The sequence below is a fragment of the Nonomuraea phyllanthi genome (genome assembly GCF_006334985.2).
GTDB lineage: Bacteria > Actinomycetota > Actinomycetes > Streptosporangiales > Streptosporangiaceae > Nonomuraea > Nonomuraea phyllanthi.
The window spans coordinates 115771-140314 of record NZ_VDLX02000002.1; the positions used below are offsets into that span (position 1 = coordinate 115771).

Annotated in this window: 25 protein-coding genes; 14 read left to right on the plus strand and 11 right to left on the minus strand. The window is 69.9% G+C overall.

All coding sequences use genetic code 11. The annotated features are described in order from the left end of the window. Positions 1–41: 41 nt before the first annotated feature. The 4 genes from FH608_RS06070 to FH608_RS06085 form a co-directional block, all read right to left on the minus strand. Complete coding sequence (locus tag FH608_RS06070; protein WP_139629271.1) at positions 42–5606, minus strand: WXG100-like domain-containing protein; 5565 nt, start codon at positions 5604–5606, stop codon at positions 42–44. Positions 5607–5612: 6 nt separating this feature from the next. After that, a complete protein-coding gene (locus tag FH608_RS06075) occupies positions 5613–5912 on the minus strand; it encodes a hypothetical protein (protein ID WP_139629273.1) in 300 nt (99 codons plus the stop codon). Continuing rightward, a complete protein-coding gene (locus FH608_RS06080) occupies positions 5909–6292 on the minus strand; it encodes a YbaB/EbfC family nucleoid-associated protein (protein WP_226899052.1) in 384 nt (127 codons plus the stop codon). Before FH608_RS06080 ends, FH608_RS06075 begins: the two co-directional genes overlap by 4 nt. 235 nt (positions 6293–6527) lie before the next feature. After that, entirely contained in the window at positions 6528–7781 is a 1254-nt protein-coding gene (locus FH608_RS06085; RefSeq protein ID WP_317135548.1) for a pectate lyase, read from the minus strand. Between the two features lie 416 nt (positions 7782–8197). Here FH608_RS06085 and FH608_RS06090 point away from each other — a divergent pair, with 416 nt between their 5' ends. Continuing rightward, positions 8198–8695, plus strand: coding sequence for a MarR family winged helix-turn-helix transcriptional regulator (locus tag FH608_RS06090; protein WP_139629277.1), 498 nt, complete (start codon positions 8198–8200; stop codon positions 8693–8695). Here FH608_RS06090 and FH608_RS06095 read toward each other — a convergent pair. Continuing rightward, entirely contained in the window at positions 8666–9499 is an 834-nt protein-coding gene (locus FH608_RS06095; protein ID WP_139629279.1) for a helix-turn-helix domain-containing protein, read from the minus strand. The genes FH608_RS06090 and FH608_RS06095 overlap by 30 nt on opposite strands. A 220-nt stretch (positions 9500–9719) precedes the next feature. Between FH608_RS06095 and FH608_RS06100 the strand changes: the two genes are divergently transcribed. Continuing rightward, positions 9720–10451, plus strand: a complete 732-nt coding sequence (locus FH608_RS06100; RefSeq protein ID WP_139629281.1) for an alpha/beta fold hydrolase — start codon at positions 9720–9722, stop codon at positions 10449–10451. A gap of 88 nt (positions 10452–10539) precedes the next feature. On the opposite strand, the gene FH608_RS06105 is transcribed toward FH608_RS06100, so the two are convergent. Both FH608_RS06105 and FH608_RS06110 read right to left on the minus strand, forming a co-directional pair. After that, complete coding sequence (locus tag FH608_RS06105; protein ID WP_139629282.1) at positions 10540–11007, minus strand: cupin domain-containing protein; 468 nt, start codon at positions 11005–11007, stop codon at positions 10540–10542. Between the two features lie 22 nt (positions 11008–11029). Further along, the gene (locus FH608_RS06110) at positions 11030–11611 is read right to left on the minus strand and encodes an isochorismatase family protein (protein ID WP_139629284.1); all 582 of its coding nucleotides are present in this window, start codon (positions 11609–11611) and stop codon (positions 11030–11032) included. Positions 11612–11742: 131 nt separating this feature from the next. Between FH608_RS06110 and FH608_RS06115 the strand changes: the two genes are divergently transcribed. The 5 genes from FH608_RS06115 (at position 11743) to FH608_RS06135 (ending at position 14620) form a co-directional block, all read left to right on the plus strand. Then, a complete protein-coding gene (locus FH608_RS06115) occupies positions 11743–12201 on the plus strand; it encodes a MarR family winged helix-turn-helix transcriptional regulator (protein WP_139629286.1) in 459 nt (152 codons plus the stop codon). A gap of 96 nt (positions 12202–12297) precedes the next feature. Next, entirely contained in the window at positions 12298–12522 is a 225-nt protein-coding gene (locus tag FH608_RS06120; protein WP_139629288.1) for a hypothetical protein, read from the plus strand. Beyond that, complete coding sequence (locus FH608_RS06125; protein WP_139629290.1) at positions 12519–13169, plus strand: SRPBCC family protein; 651 nt, start codon at positions 12519–12521, stop codon at positions 13167–13169. The genes FH608_RS06120 and FH608_RS06125 overlap by 4 nt, the downstream gene beginning before the upstream one ends. 25 nt (positions 13170–13194) lie before the next feature. Continuing rightward, positions 13195–13878, plus strand: coding sequence for a DUF998 domain-containing protein (locus tag FH608_RS06130; RefSeq protein ID WP_139629292.1), 684 nt, complete (start codon positions 13195–13197; stop codon positions 13876–13878). Positions 13879–13942: 64 nt separating this feature from the next. Further along, entirely contained in the window at positions 13943–14620 is a 678-nt protein-coding gene (locus tag FH608_RS06135; RefSeq protein WP_139629294.1) for a DNA alkylation repair protein, read from the plus strand. 1 nt (position 14621) lies between these two features. Here FH608_RS06135 and FH608_RS06140 read toward each other — a convergent pair whose 3' ends face one another. After that, positions 14622–14957: a hypothetical protein gene (locus tag FH608_RS06140; RefSeq protein ID WP_139629296.1), complete on the minus strand. Its 336-nt coding sequence runs from the start codon at positions 14955–14957 to the stop codon at positions 14622–14624. 182 nt (positions 14958–15139) lie between these two features. Between FH608_RS06140 and uppS the strand changes: the two genes are divergently transcribed. Continuing rightward, entirely contained in the window at positions 15140–15877 is a 738-nt protein-coding gene (gene uppS, locus FH608_RS06145) for a polyprenyl diphosphate synthase (protein WP_139629297.1), read from the plus strand. Next, on the plus strand, positions 15874–17307 hold the full coding sequence (locus FH608_RS06150; RefSeq protein WP_139629299.1) for an oxygenase MpaB family protein: 1434 nt from the start codon (positions 15874–15876) through the stop codon (positions 17305–17307). Before uppS ends, FH608_RS06150 begins: the two co-directional genes overlap by 4 nt. 9 nt (positions 17308–17316) lie before the next feature. Here FH608_RS06150 and FH608_RS52455 read toward each other — a convergent pair whose 3' ends face one another. Continuing rightward, complete coding sequence (locus FH608_RS52455) at positions 17317–17790, minus strand: hypothetical protein (RefSeq protein ID WP_226899053.1); 474 nt, start codon at positions 17788–17790, stop codon at positions 17317–17319. Between the two features lie 92 nt (positions 17791–17882). Here FH608_RS52455 and FH608_RS06160 point away from each other — a divergent pair, with 92 nt between their 5' ends. The 4 genes from FH608_RS06160 to FH608_RS06175 all read left to right on the plus strand — a co-directional run bounded on the left by FH608_RS06160 (position 17883) and on the right by FH608_RS06175 (position 22581). Continuing rightward, a complete protein-coding gene (locus tag FH608_RS06160) occupies positions 17883–18509 on the plus strand; it encodes a GNAT family N-acetyltransferase (protein WP_226899054.1) in 627 nt (208 codons plus the stop codon). A gap of 81 nt (positions 18510–18590) precedes the next feature. Then, positions 18591–19469, plus strand: a complete 879-nt coding sequence (lgt, locus tag FH608_RS06165) for a prolipoprotein diacylglyceryl transferase (protein WP_139629301.1) — start codon at positions 18591–18593, stop codon at positions 19467–19469. A gap of 263 nt (positions 19470–19732) precedes the next feature. Next, complete coding sequence (locus FH608_RS06170) at positions 19733–21577, plus strand: endonuclease/exonuclease/phosphatase family protein (protein WP_139629303.1); 1845 nt, start codon at positions 19733–19735, stop codon at positions 21575–21577. A gap of 317 nt (positions 21578–21894) precedes the next feature. Further along, the gene (locus FH608_RS06175; protein WP_139629304.1) at positions 21895–22581 is read left to right on the plus strand and encodes a hypothetical protein; all 687 of its coding nucleotides are present in this window, start codon (positions 21895–21897) and stop codon (positions 22579–22581) included. 83 nt (positions 22582–22664) lie between these two features. Here the strand turns inward: FH608_RS06175 and FH608_RS06180 are convergent, their stop codons facing one another. Further along, positions 22665–23135, minus strand: coding sequence for a hypothetical protein (locus tag FH608_RS06180; RefSeq protein ID WP_139629305.1), 471 nt, complete (start codon positions 23133–23135; stop codon positions 22665–22667). 422 nt (positions 23136–23557) lie between these two features. Here FH608_RS06180 and FH608_RS54300 point away from each other — a divergent pair, with 422 nt between their 5' ends. Next, complete coding sequence (locus FH608_RS54300; RefSeq protein WP_226899179.1) at positions 23558–23725, plus strand: DUF6368 family protein; 168 nt, start codon at positions 23558–23560, stop codon at positions 23723–23725. Positions 23726–23949: 224 nt separating this feature from the next. Here FH608_RS54300 and FH608_RS06185 read toward each other — a convergent pair whose 3' ends face one another. Further along, a complete protein-coding gene (locus FH608_RS06185) occupies positions 23950–24348 on the minus strand; it encodes a hypothetical protein (RefSeq protein WP_139629306.1) in 399 nt (132 codons plus the stop codon). Positions 24349–24544 lie beyond the last annotated feature (196 nt).

Below are 24544 nucleotides of genomic sequence, written 5' to 3' on the forward strand. Positions count from 1 at the left end.
GGACGCGCTCGCCCGGTGGCGACCGGGCGTACCCGGCCGGGTCAGCGCGCGATGACCCCAGGATGCGCGGCCTCGAACCCGGCAAGCCCGTCAGGGGTGAGCCGCAGGTAGAGGCCCCTGTCGACGTCGACCACCAGCGGCCTGCCCGCGCCGTAGAGGACGACGGAGATGTCGAGCTCGAGGTACGTGTTCTCGTGCTGCTCCTCCAGGAAGTTGCGCTCGACGACGTCGGCGTGGCGCGACGCGGCCTCGTCCGCCGTCTTCACGCTGCCGCCGACCCCGCCGAAGCCCAGGTTCCCCTCGCCGGCCGATCCGGCGGACACGCCCGCCCGGGCGGCCCGGCCCCGGCCGTGCTCCTGGCCGTGCCCGGCGGTGCTCATGGTCTGCGCGTAGACGCGCTGCTTGACCAGCGCGCCGGCGATCTCGCGGGCCCCGTTGACGTCGATCCCGACCCTGCCGACCCCCGGGATCTCGTAGTCATGCGCGAGAAGCCGGTGCAGGTGGGCGCGCATGGTCCGCTCCTTGGTGGCCTCGGCCAGTGACATGCCGGCCGGGCGCGAGAGCTCGAACCCGCCGGGCCGGTGGTCCAGCGACGGCGCCCCCTCCCGGAGGCGCGGCGGCACCGCGGCCACGGGCGCCCACTGCTCCACCACCGTGGCGGCCGGGAAGGCGACCTGGCTGACCTCCCCCTTGGGGACGCCCCGCCCGAGCGTGGTGGCCACCGTGCCCGGTCCCGCCGCGTCCGCCCACCGCGGGTCCGCGGCGGCGACCGGCGTGCGCGCGGTGACCGGGGTGCCCGGCGGGACCTCCGTGGTGAGGTGCCCCGGCACCAGCACGCCGACCTCGCCGTCCGCGACCGCTCTGGACGTCGAGGTGACGCCGACGTGCCGGTCGAAGAGCCGTACGGCCCCGTCGTGCCCGGTCGCCTCGCCCACCCTGAGCAGCACGTTGCGGGCCGCGCCCTGCACGGGCTCCAGGACCGGCCGGACGTGGGCGCGCTCCAGCGTGATCTCGTACGTCACCGGGTGCGTGAACTCCTGCGGGGCCTCGCGCGTCTGGTAGCGGTTGATGTCCTTCGCGTTCGTCCCGTGCGCGTCCACGGTGTGGGCGTCGCGGTCGTTCGCGTACCCGACCTCGGCCCCCCGCAGCCGGCCGTCGGAGGACGTGGAGTAGCGCGCGAGCAGCTCCGTACCGTGGTCCGTGCCCGCCTCGCGCAGGCTCATGTCGCCGCTGAGGCGCTCGCTGCGGAGCATGAGGCCGGTGTCGGGACGCTCGCCGACGTGTACGCCGTCACCGACCTCGGCCGTGACCCGGATGCCCACGCGCTCGACGACCCGGCCGTGCTCGTCCGTGACGAACAGCCACGAGGAAACCCCGTTCCCGCGCAGCTCGCCCAGCTTCGTGGCGAGCGCGTCCTGGCCGTAGTGGCCGCGCAGGTGCTCGGCGACCGGATGGTTCGTGAGCTCCTGCCCGGGGAGGAGCAGCTGCTCGTCGCGGAGACTGTCCAGAATCCTCGGGAGTACGGCTCGCGCGTCGAGGTGCTGGACGAAGGCGGTGCCCATCGCGGCCTCCGGCGCGGAGTAGGCGCGGGCCGTCTCCGTCGCCCGCCCCGCGGGCTCCGGCCCGTCCAGCCCGTGACGGCGTGCCACCTCGTCGGGCAGGACGACGTCCATGATCTCTTCGACCCGGACGTACGTGGTGGGGCCCCGTTCGACCGTCTCCCCGTCGGTCCTGGTCGGCGTGACCTCCAGGACGAGGTCCCCGCGATACCAGTGAGAGGTGCTTTCGTCCGAGTACGTGACCCGGGCGACGTCGCTGCCGCCCAGGTAGGAGCTCTCCAGCGTCATCCGCTTCGCGGCGCCGTGCACCCCGGCCCGCGCCACGATCTTCCGCTCGCTCCCCCTCGCGTGCTCTCCCGCCTCCCCGTCGCGGCCGAGGGTGGCGCGCAGGCCGGTCCTGGCGTGCCCGCCGAGGGACCGCCTGCCGCGCTCGCCGTCCGTCATCTTCGAGTTGCTGTTGGAGTAGATCTCGTGCTCCACCCCGGTCCCCGACCTGACGTGCCTCAACCCGGCCACCTCGGCCTTGACGTGCACGTCGTGACGCCAGCCCCCGCGTTCGGACACGGTGTGGTGCAGGCCGTCGGGGTGAGACGTGATCATGGTCTCCAGCCTGATCACGTCGGTGGCGGTCTCGAACACCGCCGGCACGTCCAGCCGCTCGACCGGCGCCGGCAGCCCCGCCCAGTCGGCGTAAGCCCTGGCCACCACCTGCGGCAGGTCGGGCATCGCGCCCAGCCGGACGATGGCGTGCAGCCGGTCGTCATGCGCCCACACGTCGCCGGGCGGCTCGACCGACGACTCGACGCGCCCCAGCCGCGCGACGTCCCCCGCCAGCACCGGCTCCTCCGGCAGGTGGGAATGCGGTACGAGGATCTCCGCCCGGCTGCCGTGCACCTCCCACGACGTGTTCGTCACCTCTGTGCCGTTCCGCGAGATCCGCATCCTGACGTCGAAGGAGAGATCCCGCGTGACGGTGAAGCCGCCGCCGGTCTCCGTACGGTCGTACCTCGTGTGGCCGGCGGAGAAGCCGACGCTCTCCGCCTTCGCGCCGCTCCCGATCAGCGCCAGGTTGGCCGGGTCGATCTTGAGCCCTTCGCCCACCTCCAGACGCGCGGCGGCGCGCACCTCCGCGCGGCCGCCGGCGGTGGTCTCCCGCTGGCTGGTGTCCATCCGCGACGTGATCCGGCGCTCGTTGGCCGTCATGTCGGTCGAGCCGACCTCGTGCCGCCGGCCCAACGCGCCCTCGGCCAGGACCTCGAAGGTGTAGCCGCCGATCGACCTCTCGTACCTGATCCCGTGCAGGGCATGCGTCAGGTCCGCCTCCAGGGCCACGCCCCCGAAGCGGCTCTCGATGTCCCGCACGACCTGCCGCCTGATCCCCGGCGACAGGTCGGGCAGCGCCTCGTCGACAGCCTGGCGGATGCCCGTGCTGAGGAGCGTCTCCGAGTGGACGCGGATGCCGCTGCCCAGCCCGGTCCCCCGCCCGGCCGCCAGCGTCTCCGGCTCCAGCGGGTGCGGGTCGTAGCCGCGATGCGGGAGTTCATCCTGTACGAACTCCGCGCGTACGTCGTCCAGCTCCTGGTGGAGATCGGCGAGTTTGCGCCGGATGTCGTTGAACTCCCCCTGCGGCCGGAGATCGTGGCCGAAGACGTCCCGCTCCATCCCGGGCGCGTCGCGCGCCGGCACGGTCAGCTCGGCCTTCACCTCGACCTCGAACGTGCCCAGCCTCTCGCTCTCGACCTGGAGCCGCATGTGCGCGTCGTACGCGGCGACGTCGGCCGTCCTGGTCAGGACGGTGTGGTTGCCGTGCGCCCGGAGGGTGGTCGTCGCGTGGTCGGAGCCGAAGCCGAACCCGCCGATGGCCCGCCCGAGGACCTCCGCCCTGTCGCCGAGGCTCACGCCGATCTTGCCGCCCGCGTGCACGTTGACGCTCGCGCCCTGCCGACGGGCCGTCCCCTCGCTCTCGCGCCGCCCCAGGTCGTCCCGGAACATCGCCTCGACCGGCGGCCGCCCGCTCCCGTCGACGGGCTCGATCCGCGTGATCCGGCCGGTGACCTCGATGGAGTCCTCCGCCGATCGCAGCGCGGAGCTCCTGTACCTGACCGCCTCGGAGGCGGCCCCGCTCGACATCAACGACTGGCTGCGGTTCTTCATCCCCTGCTCGTTGAGCAGGGTGGAGGTGAGGTGCTCGACGATCTTGACCACCTCGCCCGCGGGCACGCCCGCCGACAGCGCCCGGCGCTGCACCTCCAGCACCACGGGAGTGACGTCCATCCCGCTGATCGCGATCCCGTGATCGCGGAACTTGTGCTCGGCCCCGGCCGGGACCTCGTGGCGGGGCAGCGCCGGAGGGTGGTCGGCGGCCGGCAGCGGGCCCTCGCGGGTGAACTGCTTGGGGAAGGGGAGCGTCACGGACAGCTCGGGGACCGCCGCCGTCGTCGTGACCATCTCGCCGTCGCGGTAGACGTCCAGGGTGATGTCCGCGGCGAAGAAGTCGTGCGCCGGGGAGACGGTCTTGTGGCCACTGATCACCTCGACGCTGTTCGTGTGGGTCGTGCGCGACGTGCTGCTGATGCCCGTACGCGGCAGGGCGTTCGCCTCGGCCTCGTCGGACGAGTGGTTCAGCGCGCGGATCAGCCCTGCCGTCCGCTCCAGGGTCGAGGCGTGCGACGACTTGCCCTCCACGCCGTTCCCGCCGAACGCGACCGGCTTCTCGGGCGCAAGGCCCGGATGCTCCACGTACGTGAAGTCTGCCGGCCTCAGCTTGAGGTAGATGACCTTGTCCCCGGCTCTGAGGGCCACGCCCCTCTGGAGGTGCTCGGTCCAGGCGTCGCGGTCGCCGTGGGAGAGTGCCTGCGCGAGCCAGTCGCGGATCGCGGCGCGCTCCCGCTTGGTGACGCCGGTGATGCCGTCGGCCAGCGCCTGAGCCGCCGCCCTCGGTGCTGCCGGCACCGTGACGTCGTGCACGGCCGTCTCGCCCAGGGCGCCGATCTCGATGGTGCGCGGCGGATGCATGTCCGGCCCATCCTCGCGCACCGCCGGGCCGTCAGCCCCGGCCGCCGCCAGTGCCGTATCCCCGCCGCTCTCGGGCACGCGCGCGGAGTCGGGTGCTCGCACGGCGTCCGGTACGTGGGCGGCGTCGGGGCCATAGGGCAGGGTCGTGAGCAGGTGCTGCCCGTCCGCCCCCAGCGCGCTGGACGTGATGCCCTTGGCCAGGAGGTCCCAGCTGAAATTCCCCTCGGCCAGCATGGTCCCCGCCGTCGTGATGCCGCCGGTCAGGGCGTACTGCGCGGCCTGCCCGTACAGCGACGAGTTGGCCGCGGCCAGCAGCTTCTCGGCCGTGGACATCTCGGCCCTGGTCAGGCCGGCCCGAAGGGCGGGCGTGGCCAGCCGGCTCAGCCCGCCGGAGACCAGCCCCATGAGCCCGCCCATCGCGCCCCCGCTCAGCGCCGAGATCGCGAGCTGCCGGACGTCGATCTCGTCCCTGCGGCCCTGCGCCAGCTGCACGGCCTGGACGCCCAGGTCCATGCCGGCCACGATCCCGGCGAACAGCGCGATGTTGCGCAGGCACTGCCTGGCGATCTGCGCCACCGTCATCCGTGCGAGCCGGAGGCGTGGCGGGATGAGCGCCAGCGCCTGCCCGCCGCCGACCAGGGCCGCCCCCAGCAGGTACGCCAGCTGCGCGATCAGCAGCCAGACGGTGACCTCGATCATGTACTTGGCGTACTGGATCTGCACTCCCACGCCGTTGAGCGCGACAGCGGCCTCCACCAGCTGCTTGACCACGGCGGCGACCTGACCGCCGGCCACCCTCTCGACATGCGCCGCGAAGGCGAGATGGGCCTCGCCGTCCCACGCGGAGCCGATCCTGGTCGCGCTTCCCGGCTGGTCGGCGCCGGTGCCCTCGACCAGCCGGTGCGCGGCGGTCACGCAGGCGTCGGCCAGCCGGAAGCAGCCGGACTCGTCCCCTTCCGGCCAGTCCATCCCGACCACCCAGCCGACGTACGGCTTGGCCCAGTCGGGCACCAGGAGCCCGTCGAAGCCCATGGACGATCAGCCGCGCCCGGCGTGGGGCCGCTCCGGCGCCTCGTAGGTGCGAGCGCTCGCGCCCAGGCCCGAGGCGACGCGCTCCAGCTCGTCGAGGTGCGCCTTCAGCGCGTCGAAGATGCCGCGCTCGATTCCGGGCAGCTTCCTGGCCAGCTCGGCGCCGTACGCGTCGTCGCCGAGCGTGTTTCTGTCCCGGTCGAAGGCGGCGCGCAGCTCGTCACGCACCTCCTCGGCGTGGCGCTCCAGCTCGTCGTAGACCCTGGCCTCGCGGTGCAGCGCCCCGAACTCCGCGTAGTAGCCGCTCACGGGGGCGGCTCCACGGGACCGGGGAAGAACGGGTCGAGCGTGGCGCGCTCCCCGAAGATCTCCTCGTACGGCACGCCCTCCGGCATGAGAGGCGTCAGGAGCCGCCTGCCGCGTTCGGAGACCGCGGCGGTGGCCTCGCCGGCCTGCCGCATGATCGCGTCAGCCAGCTCCGAGGGCGACATGGCTCGGTACACGCGGGGGTTGAGCTGGATGCCGCGCAGGTGACCGTGCCGGCCGACGGTCACGCTCACCATCCCGTCCTCGGAACGTGCCGTGTGCTCAAGGGCGGCGAGTTCTTCGTACGCTTCGCGGGCACGGGTCAGGTGCTGGTTGATCTCACCCGCGAGCTCGCTGATCTCCGCCTCGAACGCATCCGCCACAGACGCACCTTCCGTACGTTTTCCCCGGCCAGAAGGAACTTTAGGGCGGTTATTTCGCCGAACTTCGGCCCGCTCCGCAAGGTTCGCCGGTTGTTCAGGCATTTGTCACTGATCCCGTACGGCGCCGGCTGGAACACGACAGGCGAGCCCGTCCATCAAACCACCACCCGCCCCCCGCTCGCCGGCGGCGGGCCTTGAGGAAGGGCGCGCTCCCTCAAGGCCCTGGTTCACCTGCCTAGCGGTAGGTGATGTCGGAGGAGGAGTAGATGCAGTTCACGCCGTCGGCGCCGGAGCCGATCTTCTCCGGCTCCTGGCCCTTGGGCACGCCGCGGTACTTCTCGCAGATGGTGGCGCTGCCGTACACCGTGATCCGGCTGAACCGGGCGGTGTCGCCCCAGTTGGTGTTGATGCCGGCCAGCACCTTGGTGGAACGGGCGGTGACGCCGTCCATGACCACGTGCCGCTGGTAGGAGGAGGAGCAGTTGCCGCAGGCCCGGTAGAGCTTGCCGGAGCTGTGCACCTGGAAGTTCCTGATGGTCAGCGTGCCGGCTCCGTTGTGCTGGAACACCTTGTCGGAGGCGGACTTGGCGCCGCCGCCGTCTACGAGGTAGGTGGCCGAGGAGCTGGACGACATGAACGTCGCGGCGTCCTCGCCCACGTCGTTCCACCACACGTTGCGGATGGTGCACGAGCCCAGGCAGTGGATGCCGTCGCCGGCCGGGGCGTCGATGATGACGTTCTGGATGGTGCCGCCGTTGGCCACCTCGAACATCGGGTCCTGGCTCTCGCTCTGGCCGCCGTCGCCGATGCCGTAGTAGCGCTTCATGCCGCCGTCGAAGAACGTCCCGGCGTTCCGGGTCTCGGTGATGTGCACGCTGCCGGTGTCACTCGGCCACGAGCCGCTGCCGTCGCCGCCACCGCCGTCACCGCCGCCGCTGCCCACCTTGACGAGCTGCCACTGCTGGTTGGCGCCGTTGAGGTCGTCCCACTGCGAGATGCGGGCGCCGTCGGCGGTCGACCACTCCCACACCTCCAGGGCCTTGCCGCTGTTGCGGTTGATCAGCCGTACGTAGCCGCTGTCGGAGTCGACCAGCCTGAACTGCTGGTTGGCGCCGTTGAGGTCGGCCCACTGGACGACCTGCGCGCCGCCCTCGGTGGACCACTCGTAGATGTCCACCACCTTGCCGCTGTGCCGCGACTTGAGCCGGTAGTAGCCGCTTCCCGAGCTGACGAACTGCCACTGCTGCCAGTTGCCGTCGTTGCGGGGCCACTGCACGAGCGGCGAGCCGTCATTGGTGGCCAGGTTGTACACGTCGAGCGCCTTGCCGCTGTGCCGGTTGACCAGCACGTACCAGGCGCTGGTGTCGACGCTGGCCGCCTCGGCCGGGAGCGCCGTCACGGCGGTGGCGCCCGCCATGGCCATGACCATGGCGGCCACGGTCGCGATCAGGCGGCGCCAGCCGCCTCTGGACTGGGATTTGAGTGTCAAGGCCGCTGTCCCTGCTTTCTGCGCTTCTTGTTGGTAAGCGCTTTCCCACTGGTCGTACGGATGCCCGTGCCGGAATAAGTTGGGAGAGCAGCCTAATGAGGGATGTGGCTGCCCCTTCTCGAGTCTTGATCGCACGAGCGGGGAGGGCCGTCAACCGGCAGGCCGGGATCGGCGCGCTGACCTGCGCCTGCCGGTGAAACTTTCACGGACGGGCGAAGGCGGCGGCATGGTCGCGGGCGAAGTCCGTCAGGTCGCGTGCCGGACACCCGGTGAGGTCGGCCACGTCGGTGTGTCCGTGATCTTCTCCTTCCCGCCTCTCCGGGAGGCCGGAGCCACGTGGCCGTTAACCTGCCTGTGCAGATAGTTATTCCGGGGTCGGCGGCCAGCCGGGGCGCGGAGGCGATACGGTGCTGCTCATGGCGACCGAGAGGCTGGGAGAGCTCGAAGACGAGGCGTGGCGGGGGTTCCTGCTCACCCACGATCGGATCTGGCGGGCGATCGAGGCCGGGCTCGCTCCGCTCAATGTCAGCATGGCCGAGTACAGCGTCCTGGCGCTGCTGGGCGAGGCCGGCCGGGACGGCATGCGGATGTCGGAGCTCGCGCAGCGACGTCTGATGTCCACCGGCGGGTTCACGAGGCTCGCCGACCGGCTGGAGCGCCGCGGGCTGATCGAGCGGCGGCGGGCGGCCGAGGACGGCCGCGGCTTCACGGCGGTCCTGACCAAGGAGGGCAGGGCTCTCCTGCGCAAGGCCTGGCGGCGGCAGCACAGCGACCTGCGCACGCTCTTCTTCGACCGGCTCGACGACGAGCACCTGCGCAACCTCACCGAGATCTGGGCCCTGCTCGACCCGAGCACGGAGGGCCCGCCGAACGAGCGCTCCTCGTCACCGCGCGACGTCGAGGGCGGTCATTGAGGCGAGGAGTGCGAGCTTCTCGGCGCTGTCAGTGCCGGGGTCCGGGTGATAGACGACGAGCGTCTGGCCTTCCGCCCCGCCGACGCCCAGCCTCTCCCGGTTCAGCCGCAGGGCACCGACCTGGGGGTGGTGGATGCGCTTGGGCGCGCCTTCGCAGGCCACCACGTCGTGGCGGGCCCACAGTCGGCTGAAGCGCGGGCTGGCGAGGGAGAGCTCCCCGACGAGCTCGATGACGCGGGGGTCGTCCGTGTCGGTGCCGACGGACTCGCGGAAGCCCGCGACCATGCCCCCGCCGGCGTCCTCCCAGTCGGGGTAGAGGGCCTGCTCGGCAGGGTCGAGGAACACGTCCCGCAGGCGGTTGCCCCCTGCCACGAGGCGCGGTGACAGCGCGGTGGCCAGCGCGTTGGCGGCGAGGACGTCGAAGTAGCGGCCCTCGACGTACGCGGGGAGCGGCAGCGTGGCGACGAGCTTGGCGATGCCCGGAGGGATCGCCTCCCTCCGGGGCCGGCGCGTGCGCCGCCGGGGCCTGTCCGTGCCGAGGCGCAGCAGGTACGCCGTCGCGTCGTCGTCCAGCCGCAGCACGCGGGCGAGCGACTCGAGGACCTGCACGGAGGGGTTGCGGTCACGGCCCTGTTCCAGGCGCATGTAGTAGTCGGCGCTGATGCCGGCGAGCATCGCGACCTCTTCCCGGCGCAGGCCCGGCACGCGCCGTACCCCTGTAACCGGGATGCCGGCCTGTTCGGGAGTGACGAGCTCGCGGCGGGCGCGCACGTAGTCGCCCAGCAGGTTCGTTTCGCCGCTCATCCCTCCACTGTATTTGCGCGTACGCGCAGGTGCCTGGTCCTGTCACCCCCAGGATCGCCAGGGATCTGGCTCCTTCCCGGCCCGGGCCGCAGCCTGGTCAGCGGGCCGCCGAGCCGCCGTTTCCGCGCGAGGAGCGCGCACCGGAACAGACGCCTCACAGGCGCCGGGCGAGCTCGGAAGGCGGCCCTCGTCCTCTACCGGAGAAGCAAGGAGCTGCACGATGTCGACATATGTGCTCGTACACGGTGCCTGGCACAGCGGACAGTGCTGGGAGCGGGTGGTCCCGTTGCTGGAGTCGGCCGGGCATCGGGTGGCCGCGCCGTCGCTGACCGGCTACGGCGACAAGGCGCACCTGCTCGGCCCCGAGGTCGGGCTCGACACCCACGTCGCCGACATCGTCGGGCTGATCACCGAGGAGGACCTCACCGACGTGGTCCTCGTCGGCCACAGCTACGCCGGGCTGGTCATCTCGTCCGCGGCCAACCAGATCCCGGATCGGATCGCGCACCTGGTCTACCTCGACGCGATGGTCCCCGAGGACGGCGAGAGCGCGGCCGACGTGCAACCCGTGACCCGCACCCTGATCGAGCGCGCCCTGGAGTCCGGCAGCGGCTGGCGGGTCCCGCCGCTGCCCGAGCTGCCGCCGCCCGCGGGCCTGTTCGGGGTCACCGATCCGGCGGACGTCGCCTGGCTGCGCACGATGCTGTCGGACCAGCCGGTGCGCTGCCTCCAGCAACCGGTCCGGCTGGACAACCCGGCCGTGAACGCGGTCCCCAGGACGCACATCCACTGCGTCGCCGGGATGCCGGAAGGCATCACGCGCCGGCCCGTGCCCGCGACGCAGCCGAACGGGACCCCGGCGCAGGTGTGGGAGCTGGAGACCGGCCACGACTGCATGATCACCATGCCGGTCGAGCTCGCCGGGCTGCTGCTCAAGCTCGGCCGGCAGTAGGGGACGCGGCCCCGCGACGGCCGGGCGCTTTCGCGCGTACGGCCGCCGGGGCCGGAACCGGTCACACCGGCCCCGGCGCGGTGCTTCCTCATCGGGGCGGGCCGACGACGACCTGGCCGTAGGCGTCGGCCGCGGCGGCCAGGGCGTCCTCGGCGATCTCGAAGCCCTCGGGCCTCGGCGTGGACATGTCGCGTCCGGCGTGGCGGAACATGCCCTCCAGGCCTCCCGGCGTGGCGATCAGCAGCAGGTCGGCCCGTTCGGAGGTGATGCGGTAGCCGTGCGGGACGTTGCGGGGCAGGTAGACGATGCCGCCTTCGGACAGCTCGTACTCCTGGTCGCCGGCCCAGACCAGGGCGGTGCCTTGGATCAGCATGAAAACCTCGTCCTCCCGGGTGTGCAGGTGGAACGGCGGGGCCTGGCCACGCGGGGCGTCGAACCGCCCGACGGTGAGCCGACCGCCGGTGGCGGCGCTGTCCAGCAGGACGGAGAAGGTGCTGCCGCCGAGCCATTCCAGTTTCTGTTGCTGTTCGGGCTGGGCCAGGTAGGGGATGCTCATGGTCTGCTCCTTCGAGCGCGCGTCATGACGCCGGGATGAGGGCGGCGACGATGGGGATGATCTTCTGGCCGGCCGGCGACGCCCAGTTGCGGGCCAGCTGGGTGAGGATCATGTTCGTCGAGGCGATGCCGGCCCCGGCCTGGTCCATGCGGTGCAGCGCGATCTCGTCGGCCGCCTTGGTCATCGACCCGCCGGCGTCGGCGACGACCTGCACGCGATATCCCTGCTGCAGCGCGGTCAAGGTGGGATAGACCGTGCAGACGTCGTTGGTCACTCCGGCGATGATCAGGTTGCGGCGGCCGGTGGCCCGTACCGCGGCGGCGAACGCGGGGTCGTCCATGGCGTCGACCACGCCCGCGCGCCGGATGCGGCCCTCGTACTCCTTGGGGGCGATCTCGGCGAACTCCGGCAGCAGGGGGCCCTGCGCGTGATCTTCCATGGAGGTGGTCATGATCAGCGGCATGTCCAGCGCCACCGCGGCCTTGGCCAGGGCGAGCGCATTGGTCTTGACCTCGTCCTGGTCGGCCGAGCCTACCCAGCTCATGGTGCCGGTCTGGTGGTCGATGAGCAGAACCGCCGTGTCTTCGGGGGTGAACAGGGCCATCGTGGGCTCCTCTCGGTACGGGCCACAGTATTTGTGTGGCCAGCCACATAAATACTAGGTACGAATTTAGGTGGCTGGCAACCTAAGTTACGATTTGTGTGGTCGGCCACAGATTTGGGGAGGTCACCACCATGGCGACATCGCAGCCGCCGAGCGCCGCACGCGCCGGACACCTGAGCTACGCCATCTTCGCCCTCGCACGGGTCCACCGGGCCGCCGCGGGGAGCATGCTCCGCAACCTCGGCCTCCACCCCGGCCAGGAGCTGCTCCTCATGCAACTCTTCGACAGAGACGGCCAGACGCAGTCCGAGCTGCTGGACAGCGTCGGCCTCGACCACTCAACCGTGTCGAAGTCCCTGCGCCGCATGCAGGAGGCCGGCCTCGTCACCCGCCGGCCCAACGAGGACGACCGGCGGGCACTCAACGTCTGGCTCACCGACCGCGGCCGGGCGATGCGCGAGCCGATCGAGGCCATGTGGGCCACCCTGGAGGAGATGTCCACCAGGAACGTGGACGAGGAAGCGATCAGGTCGTTCATCGCCACCGCTCGCACGATCGAGGACTCGATCAGCACCCGCGAGGACGGCTGAGCGGCGGCCACAACATCCTCGCGTCACGGCAGCCCGGCCGGGAGATCTATCCTTCAGCGTTGACTTATATAAGTGAAGAGTGAGATTGTTGGCCTCATGCACGCACTCGACGTGCTCGGCGCCGCCGGCACCCACCCTGGCGCCCGCTCCGCACCGCTCGGGGAGGTCGGCCGCTGGCTGGAGCGCCTGCGCCGGTTCTGGAGCCGGCACCTGGACGCGCTGGGCACCGAGCTCACGCGTTCCCGGCGCCGCCCGCCGGACGAGACGCCACCCGCGGCGGGACGGCCGGACCCGAACAACGAGAAGGAAGACGGCGAATGATCGACATATTGCACCAGGTCAACGCGGTTCACCGGGAGATCGGCGACCAGGCGGTCGCCACCGGCGCCGGCCGCTCGCTGCTGCTGCGGCGCACGTACGACGCCCCGATCGAGGACGTGTGGAGCGCCTGCACGGACCCCGACCGGATCGGCCGATGGCTCGCCCCGATCGAGGGCGAGCTGCGGCCCGGCGGCACGTTCCAGCTCAAGGACAACGCCGGCGGGGAGATCCTGCGCTGCGAGAAGCCCCATCTGATCAAGGTGACCTGGGTCCTGGGAGAGGGCATGCCCACCGAGGTCGACGTGCGCCTCGCACCCGGCGGTGACGGCGGGACCGTCCTGGAGCTGGAGCACGCCGCACCCGCCGAGATCGTCGACGGCATGGTGGGCACGCACGGGCCCGGCGTCACGATCGGCATCGGCTGCGGCTGGGACCTCACGCTGCTCGGCCTCGACCTGTTCCTGCGCGGCATCACGTACGACTCCGCGGCCTGGGGGACCACGGCCGAGGCGAGGGAGTTCGTCACCGCCGCCTGCCACGCGTGGGGGCCTGCGGTCCAGGCCGCCTGGGGTACCGGCGACGACGACCTCGCCGCGGCCGTCGCGTTCGTCGTGCAGCAGTACGCCCCCGCGAACGGCAGCGACTGATCCGCCCATGACGAGGAGCAGAGCGATGACCGGGAACCTCACCACCACAACCATGGCGGCCGGCGGGACGACGCGGACGCTGCTGATGTGCGGCGCCGCCGCCGGCCCCCTCTACATCGTCGTGGTCCTGCTGCAGATGCTCACCAGGGACGGGTTCGACATCAGCCGGCACCCGGCCAGCATGCTGAGCAACGGCGACCAGGGATGGATCCAGGTCGCCAACTTCGTGGTCAGCGGCCTGCTGTTCGTGGCTGGAGCGGTCGGCCTGCACCGCGTACGGGATCCGGCCGGCGGCGGCGCCTGGGGGCCGCGGCTGGTCGGCGTCTTCGGCGCCGGGATGGTCGGCGCCGCCTTCTTCGCCGCCGACCCGGCCGACGGCTTCCCGCCGGGGACGCCCCTCGGCCCGCCCACGACCATGAGCACCTCAGGGATGGTGCACCTTCTCGTCGCCGGCCTCGCCTTTCTGGCACTGATCGCCGCGTGTTTCGTGTTCGGCAGGCGCTTCGCGGCGGCCGGCCGCCGCGGCCGGGCGGCCGTCAGCACGGTGACCGGCGCGCTCTTCCTCGCGGCCTGGATCTCGGTCTTCGCGTCTCAGGGGTCCCGGGTGGCCAATGTCGCCTTCGCCCTCGCCATCGCGCTCGTCCTGGCCTGGACGTCGCTCCTGGCCGCGTACCAGCTGGGTCGGCCGGGCGCGGCGACACCGGACTGACCGCCCGCACCGTGAAATCCGTTCTCCTAGGCTGAACCTCGCACGTGATGGAAAGGAGGCCGGCATGGCCGAGACGACGGTGGCCGAGGTGATGGCCGAGCTGGCCGCGCTCGAGGACCCGAAGGCACGCGAGGTGAACGAGCGACACGGTGACGATCACGGTGTGAACCTCGGCAAGCTGCGCGCGCTCGCGAAGCGGCTGAAGACGCAGCAGGAGCTCGCGTGCCGGCTCTGGGAGACGGGTGACACCGCGGCGAGGCTGGTGGCGATCCTGATCTGCCGCCCGAAGGCGTTCGAGCGTGACGACCTGGACCGGATGGTGCGCGAGGCACGCGCGCCCAAGGTGCACGACTGGCTCGTGAACTACGTCGTGAAGAAGAACCCGCACGCCGAGGAGCTACGCCTGGCCTGGTCCGCCGATCCCGACCCGGTGATCGCGAGTGCCGGCTGGGCGCTGACCACCGAGCGCGTGACGAAGAAGCCCGACGTGCTCGACCTCCCCGGGCTGCTCGACGTCATCGAGGCGGAGATGAAGGACGCCCCCGACCGCCTGCAGTGGGCGATGAACCACTGCCTGGCGCAGATCGGGATCGACCACGCCGAGCACCGTGACCGTGCGATCGGCATCGGGGAGCGCCTGGAGGTGCTCAAGGACTACCCCACCTCCCCGGGCTGCACGTCTCCGTACGCACCCACCTGGATCAACGAGATCGTGCGCCGGCAGCGCGACAAGGCGTCGTGAGCTACCCGTCCTCGTCGTCACGGTGCAGGTAATCCTCGAAGGTGGGGCGCCGGTCCGCCATGCGCTGTGACCACAGAAGGCCCGCCAGCCGGAAGGGGAACATGACCAGCTCGATCACCCAGCGCCCCGACCGGTAGGCCAGTCCACCGGCCAGCCCCACGAGGGCCTTGAGCGCCTTCCAGGGGTGTGCCAGGGCCGCGACGGCCAGAACCAGGCCCACGCCGGCGATGCTCATCCCGCCGAAGTCATCACCGTCGTCCCGCTCCTTCTTGCTCACGGGCTTCTTGCTCACGGGCTTCTTGCTCACGGGCTTCTTGCTCACGGGCTTCTTGCTCACGGCGCGAACCTCACGGCTGAGGGCGTGTCGATGACGCCGTACGTCACGTGTCCTCCCCATCCGATGGAGATCGTGATCGCTAGCGTACGTCCGAGCCGGCTTCGACACCGCTGAAGGGGCCGGCGCCGGGGACGGCCTCCAGCTTGACAGCACGGAAAGTAATTATAGAGTAACGTGCAGTTATGGGGGTGGTCATGGCCGTGCCTCGTCATGTGGCCTGTGTGATGGACGGGAACGGCCGGTGGGCCACGCAGCGCTCACTGCCTCGCACCGCAGGTCACGAGGCCGCCGAGGCCGCCGTGATGGACGTCATCGAGGCGGCGCGCTCCTCCGGGGTGACGTGGCTGAGCCTGTACGCCTTCTCCACCGAAAACTGGCGGCGACCGGCCGCCGAGGTCGACATCCTGATGAGGCTCGTCCGCCGGGCCATCCGCAAACACGCGCCGGTGCTGCACGCGCGGGGCGTCCGCTGCCGGTTCCTGGGCATGACCGATCCGCGGATCCCGGCACCGCTGGTCAGGGACATCACCGACCTGACGACGCTCACCAGCGACAACAGGCGCATGACGCTCACCGTCGCCTTCGACCACGGGGGCCGCCGCGACATCGTGGAGGCCGCCCGTTCCCTCATCCGCTCCGCCATGCCGCCCGACCAGGTCACCGAGGCCAGCTTCGCCCAGCACCTGCCGTACTCCGACACGCCTGACGTCGACCTGGTGATCCGCACCTCCGGCGAGCAGCGCATCTCCAACTTCATGCTCTGGCAGGTGGCCTACGCCGAATGGGTCTTCCCTCAGGTGCTCTGGCCCGACTTCCGCGCAGCCCACTTCTGGGAATGCCTCGACGCCTACCGCCGGCGCCAGCGCCGGTTCGGCGAGGTACGCCAGTCCACCACCATGACCGGAGAGGGTCTTCGATGAGTCACACCGTCCCGGAGGAGAGCGTCGACGTCTTCGGTCCCGACTCGATCCTGCGCCGCCTGGTCAACGAGGCGCGCTGGGGCCTCGCGGTGACCCGGGCCACGCTGCTGGAAGCCGCGCATCCGCAGATCGGCGCGGCGTTGATGGAGAACTCCACGTTCCTCACGCGCCCGTGGCGCCGGCTGCGCAACACCACGATGAGCTCGCGGCGGATACTCGACCCCGACCCGCGCGTACGCGACCGCGAAGTGGCCCGGCTCAACCGCCTCCACGCCCGCATGTCCGGCACCGACGCGCAGGGCCGGCCCTACGACGCGACCGACCGCGAGGCGCGCGCCTGGGTGGTGGCGACGCTCTTCGAGTCGACGGTGACGATGTGCCGGCTGAGCGGCGAGTCGCTCGACGCCGAGGCGATGCGGCGGCTCTACGACGAATACCGCGCCTTCCTGGCCCTGATCGACGGCGACAACGACCATCTGCCCGCGACGCTGCCGCAGTTCTGGTCCTACTACGACGACGTCATCGAGCATCGTCTGGAGAACAACGAGGCGGTCGGCGTCATCCTCTACCGCCTCTTCGCCAACGTGCCCGCCCCTCCGGTGCTGCGCGGCCATCCCGCGGTGTGGGCCATGGGCCGGGCCGTGGCGGCCCCCGTGGCCACCGCGGTCACCATCTCCTCGCTCCCCGAGCCCTTCAGCCGCCGGCTCGCCCTGCCCGACCTCCCGGGGTCCCGGACACTCATGCACTCCGCCTACCTCACCGCCGCGCTCGCCACCCGCTACCTCCCGGAGAGCTGGACGCGCGTGGAGTTCTTCATGGGCCTGCTCGACCCCTCCGGCGCGGAGGCGAGCCCATGGGATGCCGTACGCCGCAAGGCGGGCAAGGTCGCCGCCCTGGCACGCCTCCTCACGCCTGCGTCCGACGCCTCCGCTGCCGACGAGAGCGGCCAGGTCATCCGTTCGGCTGAGCGGTTCTTCACCGACGTGCTCGACCAGACCGGCGACGGCTGCCTGCGCTGGCCCGACCTGGCCGCCATGGCAAGAGAGATCGCCACCCGGCTCGACCTGGGCGAACGAGACGAGGAGCGGTTGTTCCAGGCCTACGCCGCCTGGTGGCGGGAGCTGCAGGCCGCTCTCGACAGCGACGGCGACGGACGCGTCACCCGCCAGGAATACGCCGCGGCGGCCGCCCTCCTGCCCGGCTCGGGGCTCATCAAGATCGCCGACGTGCTGTTCGACGTCACCGACGCCGACGACGACCAGAAGATCGACGCCCAGGAATATCGCAACCTGTTCCGTACGGCCTTCCACCGGGATCTGACCGGCGGCGACGGCAGCTACTCCCGCAGCGCCTTCGTCAGGCAGTTCGTGTCCTTCATGACGGGCCGGCAACACTCGAGCGCCTACAACTCGCTCCTCTCCCAGGAATGACGGCGGCCGTCATGGGCTGACGTACCGGAGGTTGAGCGTGTCGACATGCCCTGACCAGCGCAGTGTCAGGTGCCAGCAGCCCGCCTTCGGCAGGTCGATGCCCGACGGTCCCGGCCCACCCGGCACCTCACGGAGGACGGGGGTGCCCGAGCCGTCCAGGTACGCCTCGATCTTCAGCGGGTCACCGGCTTCCTGGGGCACCCGAGACACCCAGAGGATCTTGTTGCCTCGATTCTCGTCGGGCGGCGCCAGCAGCGGGTCGCCGAACACCACGGCGGCGATGTCACCACGGTCACCCACGACGTACGGCATGCTCTGCTCCGGAGGATGGAACCCCGCGCGGGCCCAGGTCGGAAGCGGGGCGGGCGAGAGCTTCTCCGGGCATGAGGCGGCGCCGGGCGACGCGGGCGCCTCGGCGGGCTCATCACATGCCACCAGGCAGCACACCATGGCCGCGGTCAGGAAGAGGGCCCTGCGGAGCATGTGCGGCTCCCTTTCACAAGAAGGGCATATCTGGACGCAATGACTACACCGCCGGGCACCCACAGGTTCTGCGGCAGCAGGGAGTCGCGCCGGTGACGTTGACGTACGCGGTCACCGTCCGACGAACATGGCGCATGACCCGCGCCCTGTCGACCCCGCCCGTCATCGCCGCCGGCTTCCTCGCCGGCTCACCCCAGCCCGCCCTTCCCGCCGCCGGAGGCCTGCTGCTCCGCCCCTGGGAACGGACGGACGCACCGGCATTCCTCTCCGCTTACCAGGACGACCAGATCAGGCGCTGGCACACGCGCCGCCCCTCGACCGAGACCCAGGTCCTGGAGTGGTTCGACACCTACCGGCAGGACTGGGAACGGGAGCGGGGTGGCCACTGGGCGATCACCCGCGACGGCGGCGAGGTGCTCGGCCGGATCGCCCTCCGCGGCCTCGACTTCGACGACGGCACAGCCGGGGTCGCCTACTGGGTGCTCCCGGCCGCCCGCGGCGCCGGCGTGGCGTCCCGCGCCCTCACGGCGCTCACCACCTGGGCGCTGGACGAGATCGGCTTCCACCGCCTGGAGCTGGACCACTCGACGCGCAACGCGGCCTCCTGCAAGGTCGCCACGAAGTGCGGCTACCTCCTGGAGGGCACCAAGCGGAGCGCCGCCGTACACGACGACGGCCGACACGACATGCACCTGCACGCCCGCATCCGAAGCCGTTGAGGCGGTTCGCCGGTCAATGATGTGCGGACCCCCGCCTTCCACGGCCGCGCCGAACCCTCCCCATTCGGTACCGTCTCCGATATGCCCCTCGCTTCGATTCCCAGCCCTCCCGAGGGGGTCTGGCAGCTCGGATTCATCCCGATCCGGGCCTACGCGTTGTGCTTCATCGTCGCGATCGTCTTCGGCGCCTGGCTGAGCGAGCGACGCTGGCGCGCCCGGGGCGGCGAGAAGGGCACGATCAGCGACATCGCGGTGCCAGGGGTGATCTTCGGCCTGATCGGCGCCCGCCTCTACCACGTCATCACCGACTGGCAGACCTACTTCGGCCCGCGTGCGATCAAGGAGCCCTACCAGGCGCTGTTCATCTGGGAGGGCGGGCTCAGCATCTGGGGCGCGGTCGCTCTGGGAGGCGTGGGCGTGTGGCTGGCCTGCCGCCGCCGTGGGCTCCCCCTCACCGCCGTGGCCGACACGGTCGCGCCCGGCATCGCCTTCGGGCAGGCGATCGCCCGGTGGGGCAACTGGTTCAACCAGGAGCTGTACGGCGGCCCGACCACGCTGCCGTGGGGCCTGGAGATCGACCGGGCGCACGGCGGCGAGCCGGGCGTGCTCTACCACCCGACGTTCCTGTACGAGTCGCTGTGGGACGCGGCGCTCGGCTTCGGGCTGATCCTGGCCGGCAGGCGCTTCACGCTCCACCACGGCCGGCTGTTCGCCCTCTATGTCGCCGGCTACACGTTCGGGCGGTTCTGGATCGAAGGGCTGCGGATCGACCCGGTCGGCGGGGTGGACCACGCGGTGACGCTCCTGGGGCTGCGGATCAACCAGTGGACGTCGATCGTGCTGTTCGTCGGCGCGCTGGTCTACCTCTGGGTGACTCGTACCAGGGACACCGAGGAGATCGTGGTACCGGCCTCGCACAAGCAGAACGACGGGGAAGCCGACGCGGTCAGCAGCCCTTGACCGCCGGTGTCGTACGTCCCAACCCATGACCTTCACTCCCGCGACCGCCGCACCCGTCCATCGGTCCATGCCATAGGCCGGCGCGACCGCAGGACCGCATTACCGACCGGCTGGATGGACCCGTTAAGCGCGCCAGAGATACCACGCCGGCGGGAGCCGGCGGATTTCGTCCCCCAGCCAGGGCCTCTGGTCACGGAGGATCGGAGCTGGCCCGATGGAAGGCGACCGTTGATTTCCCTTCGTCAATGACATAGACGATCTTCATGACAAGACTGACAGGGCGGATACTGACCGCCGTCGCCGTATTACTGCTGCCGTGGGCCGTACCAGCTACGGCCGCGGCTGGCAGCTTCGAGTACTCCTACCGGTGCGACGGCGAGATCGTGACAACGCCGGGCCCGGAGAATGTGGGCAAACTGTGCACGATCCTGGCGAACGGGCCCGCGGCGGACGGCCAGGTTCACGAGATCAGGATGGCCATCAGGCAGCGGGACCTCGGGTACGTGTGGATGCGGGCCACGCTGTACACGACGAACGGTAAGGCGGAGTCGCACCCCTTCGTGGTGCCGGAGGGCGAGTTCGAGCTCGACGCCCACGACGCGGCATTCGCTCAGGGGCAGGCAGGCACGCAGGTGCGGCTGATGACCTGGAACCTTCTTGGCGGAGGCAAGCTCGACGGCAAGGACTACACCGGTGAGAACCTGAAGCAACTGATCGAGTACGTCAACGAGGTCAATCCCGACATCTTCTTCGTCGTGGAGGCCTACGGCTCGGAGACCGCCATCCTCCAGGGGCTCAACGCCGGGCGAGCCTCGACCGACCTGTACAACTCGGTCCCGATCACGGTGGCCGAAGAGGCGAAGTACCGCAATCTCTGGCTCTTCACCAAGCTGAAAGTGGCCCAGCGCTACACCGAACGGCCGGAGATCAGCGACTTCCACTTCGGCGGCGCCAAGCTGCTGCTGCCCGACGGCAAACCCATCCACGCCTTCACCATCTGGTCCCGGCACGAGGACTCGGTCTTCGCCCCCATGCACCACGCCGTGGTGAACACCCAGTTCGGCAAGCCGGTCTCGCCGACGATCGACACGATCGTCGGCTACGACGACACCAGACGTAACGCGCAGGGCCAGGCCATCCTGCAGAAGGTGGTGCCGTATTACGTCAAGGACGACGCCCCCGTGCTCATAGGCGGTGACTTCAACGCGTGGTCGTACCGGGACTGGACCGGCCAGTTCGCCGACGCCCGCGGCCACGCCGGGCTGACCGTGCCATGGACCTACACCAAGCAGTTCGCCGACGCCGGCTTCTACGACACCTTCCGCTACATCAACCCCGACGCCGGCCTCTATCCGGGCCGCACCTGGAGCACGATGAGCGGCTTCGGCATCGCCCCCGCCCGTATCGACTACCTCCTCTTCCGCGACAGGAAGGCGCAAGTGCGCGTGCTGGGCGCCCGTACCGACGTGCGGCGCCTGCCTCGCCACCAGGGCGGCTACCTCGACCAGGAATACCCGTTCTACTCCGACCACGGCGCGGTCATCGCCGACCTTCTGATCACCGGAACGGGGCCGGGCCCGAACCGTCCCATCGTGATGGAGAAGCCGGAGTACGCGCCCGGCGCCTGGCCCGCACCGCCCGCGGGAAACCCGATTCCACCGTCGGAGCTGTCCGCCACGGCGAGCACGTTCAAGCCGGTGAAGGGGGATGCCAAGCGCGCGGTCGACGGCGACCCGTTCACCTACTACCACTCGTGGTATCCCGACGCGGCCGATCCCACGGTGAGCCCGGCCCAGCCACACACCATCACGGTGGACATGGGGCGGGAGCGCGTGCTGTCCGGGGTCCGATTCGTGCCCAAGCTGTCCGCCGCCCTCTCAGGAGCCGGCAATCCGGTCGTCAACATGACCGGCACACCGCTCCGAGGCGTGCTGGAGGTCAGCACCGACGGTACCTGGTGGGCGCAGGCGGCAAGCGTGACCTGGCCTCGGATCACCGGGCCGAACGACGTCCCCCTCAACGGGGTCAGGGCCCGCTATCTACGGCTGCGCGTGGACAACGGGATGGGTGGCGCAACCTCGATCGCTGAGATCACCCCGTACGAATGAGGCTGTGAGCCATCATTTGGAACGTCGAGCAACAGGACCGAGCGCTAAGGCCGTCCCTCGAGGGCGGCCTTACCGGTATTGGCAGGTACGCACCGCAACGGGCCTCTACCTGCTCTGACCCAGAAGCCGCGACCGGCTCCCATGATCCCCGATCACCCCGTCCGCCGGCAGATTCTCACCGTCATGACCGACACCGGCCAACCCACAGGAGCCCGCGACCTCAGCTCACCGAGCCTGCATGCCTACCGCCAGGCCCGCAGCCGTTCTCCATGTGCTCGTCGGGATCCATCCCGGGGATGCCGTAGTACAACGTAGGTGTGAAACGAGCCCTCGTCCTGACGGTGGCCGCCACTGCGCTGGTGGCCACAGGTTGCGGACGTGGCTGTGATCTGTCGAAGCCCCCGAAACCCTCGGCGGTCCAGGGAAAAGGACGGCCGGTGCGTATCCAGCCCAGCGAGAAGCTGATCGGGGTGCCGTGGGCCGAGCGCGATGCTGCCGTACCGAAGCCCGCCGACCCTTCCCCTACCGAACAGATGCTTTACGACCTGCAGCACCAGACCCTGAACATGGCCGGCGCATTAGGTGAGATCGACGCCGGCCGGTGCGACAAAGACATCGACACGAAGGTCGGGTTCACCACTCGTTGCACCGTCACGTACGAGGGGGTCGAGGTTCCGTGGATCGTGGAGATCACAAGTATGGGACGGGGCCCGTACAGCGGCTCCTTCAGCGTGGATTACTGGTACACCGCTCGCCCTTTGTCGGTCGTGGTCACAGCGCGTGGGGTCTACGACCGGTTCGCCTGGAAGTTGGGGGGTGCGTTGGAGGAGCACGAAGGGCGGTGCGACAAGATCCCAGACGTCTTCCTCGCCAAGATCGGCCAGGAACTCAGCTATCGCTGCCAGAAGATCGAGTGGTCATGCGACAACGGCGACTTCCGCTTCTCGTGGCGCGACCTGCGCATCCGTATCAACGACAAGGGTCACTTGACTTTCGTGGAGTGAGCGCATCCCGGTTCGCGACGCCACGTCATCTGCCGGGCCGTCTCCGCGTCGAGAGACCCGCTCATGCCGAGGACAGCTGTTCGTCACAAGAAAGCGTCGGGAACAGGCAGGTCAAGCGCTCCCAAGAAACGGACGGTCTTCACCTCGACGAAAATCTCCGCATCGTCGAGCTGATCGACGTCCTCCTCCTCGTCCCACTCGACATCCTCAGGGGCGATGTCCTCGGCGAGGTAGGCGCGGAGCTCGCGCTCTTTCACCTCGCGCTCCGCACCGTCAGCCACGCCGTGCACGTGGCTCCACCAAGAGACCAGTCCCGCCGCCTCCCGCTCCACGTCGGTAGGCGCCGAGGCCTCCGGATCCTCAAAGTAGGTTCGGGGGGTGTAGCCGAGGTAGGCGACGCCGGCCCCCGGCCCTGTCGGCTGGTAGATGACAGTGGCAATGTCGCTGTCGTAAATGTTCACCATGAGCCAGGGTTCGGCAAGATCCTGCTCTTGATCAGGCTCGCGCTCCTGCCAGCGCACTCCGTCGTAGAAGTAGGTGCCAAAGAAGCCCATCAGCTCTTGTCTCTCTCGGCGACGATCAAGGTTGAACCGCGGTCATCATGTCGTACGGCGCCTTCACCGCGTACCCATCTGGGTCCCGTTTGGCTTCCATATCGGGCACGCAACTGAAACGCCAGCCACGGTGCGCAGTGGGCCAGGGCTGAGGCACGAAGCCTGGACCGTCGATCGCCCCAGACCATGCACGACGGCCGGTCACGCCGTGGTGATCATAAGGGCTGCATCCGTGCGGCGGCGTGGCAGTCCCGTCCAAAGCGTCCGGTCGGTACGGCGTTGCAGGCGTACGGTGCCCGGCCGGTCTCCCTCGGCCAGCCGGGACCAGCGCCCTGGCCAGCGCATGTTGGGTGAGTTCACCGACGGCGGGCTGCTCGGGCCACCAGGATCTTGCCGGTGAGAAAGCCAACCGCGCCGCTGGCGTGCTCTTCCTACCTACGTTGACGGCACGAGCCGCCGGCATCTTGCCCCTGTCTCATGCTGCCCTTCCGGGGCTCATCGCCACGACCGATTCATGGCACGCGGTTTACGGCTCCGCGGAGTTCCTCAGAGCTTGGGCCGCACAGCCTGGCTTCCGACTCGTGAAGTAACCGGCGCCGGCCCTTCAGCCCACATAGACGGGCCGAATGCCGTCACGCTGCACGCTGGGGAGCGAATTGACGCAGGAATCCGCGGATCAAGAGTGGAGCGTCGTTTCTCACTGCAAGGCCATACTGACCTGCGCATGGCTGCAAGGTGCCTGAGGCCTGATAAAGATCAGCCCGCACATATCCCGGATCTTGGTTTAGTAGGCTCCTACAGTCTGCCTGCCACGCTACTCGTCCTCGTCGTACCACTCCATTGAGAGCACCTGACCGAAGTCGGCCGTCGATTGGATCACCACAGCGCGTTCGGCGAATCGGTCCGGCAGGTGAGAACGCTGCGCTTCATGGAAGATCATGATTGGGCCGTAGGCGGGTTGGAGCACACAGCCCAGCTCACGGGCGACTCCGATCATGAAGTTGTCGGTCCCGCCACCTGAGGGGTCAGTAAAACTACAGGAACCGTCCTCGGAGATGTAGACCTCGGTCTCGGTGCCGTCACCGGCTCGCAGACTCCAGAAGACATCGTTCTGATCAACGACAAGCGGTCGGATCAGGGAACGTACGTGCTCCGCGTCAAGCTCCTCTTCCTCGCCATTCACATAGCGAGTGAGGAATACTTCAAAGCTCATACGCGGTGATCGTAGCCGAAGGCACGGCTATGCCTGAGGGCGCTCGGCAGCTACGCCCGCACCCCTCCTGACGTGATCATCTCTGGCCTGCCTCGGCTTGTCCCGGGTTGACGTACCGTTCGTCGGCAGTCCATGGCGAAGACAGCCTCCCTGGTGAGTTAAGGCGCACTGAACCAAACTCGATAGCTCGCATTTG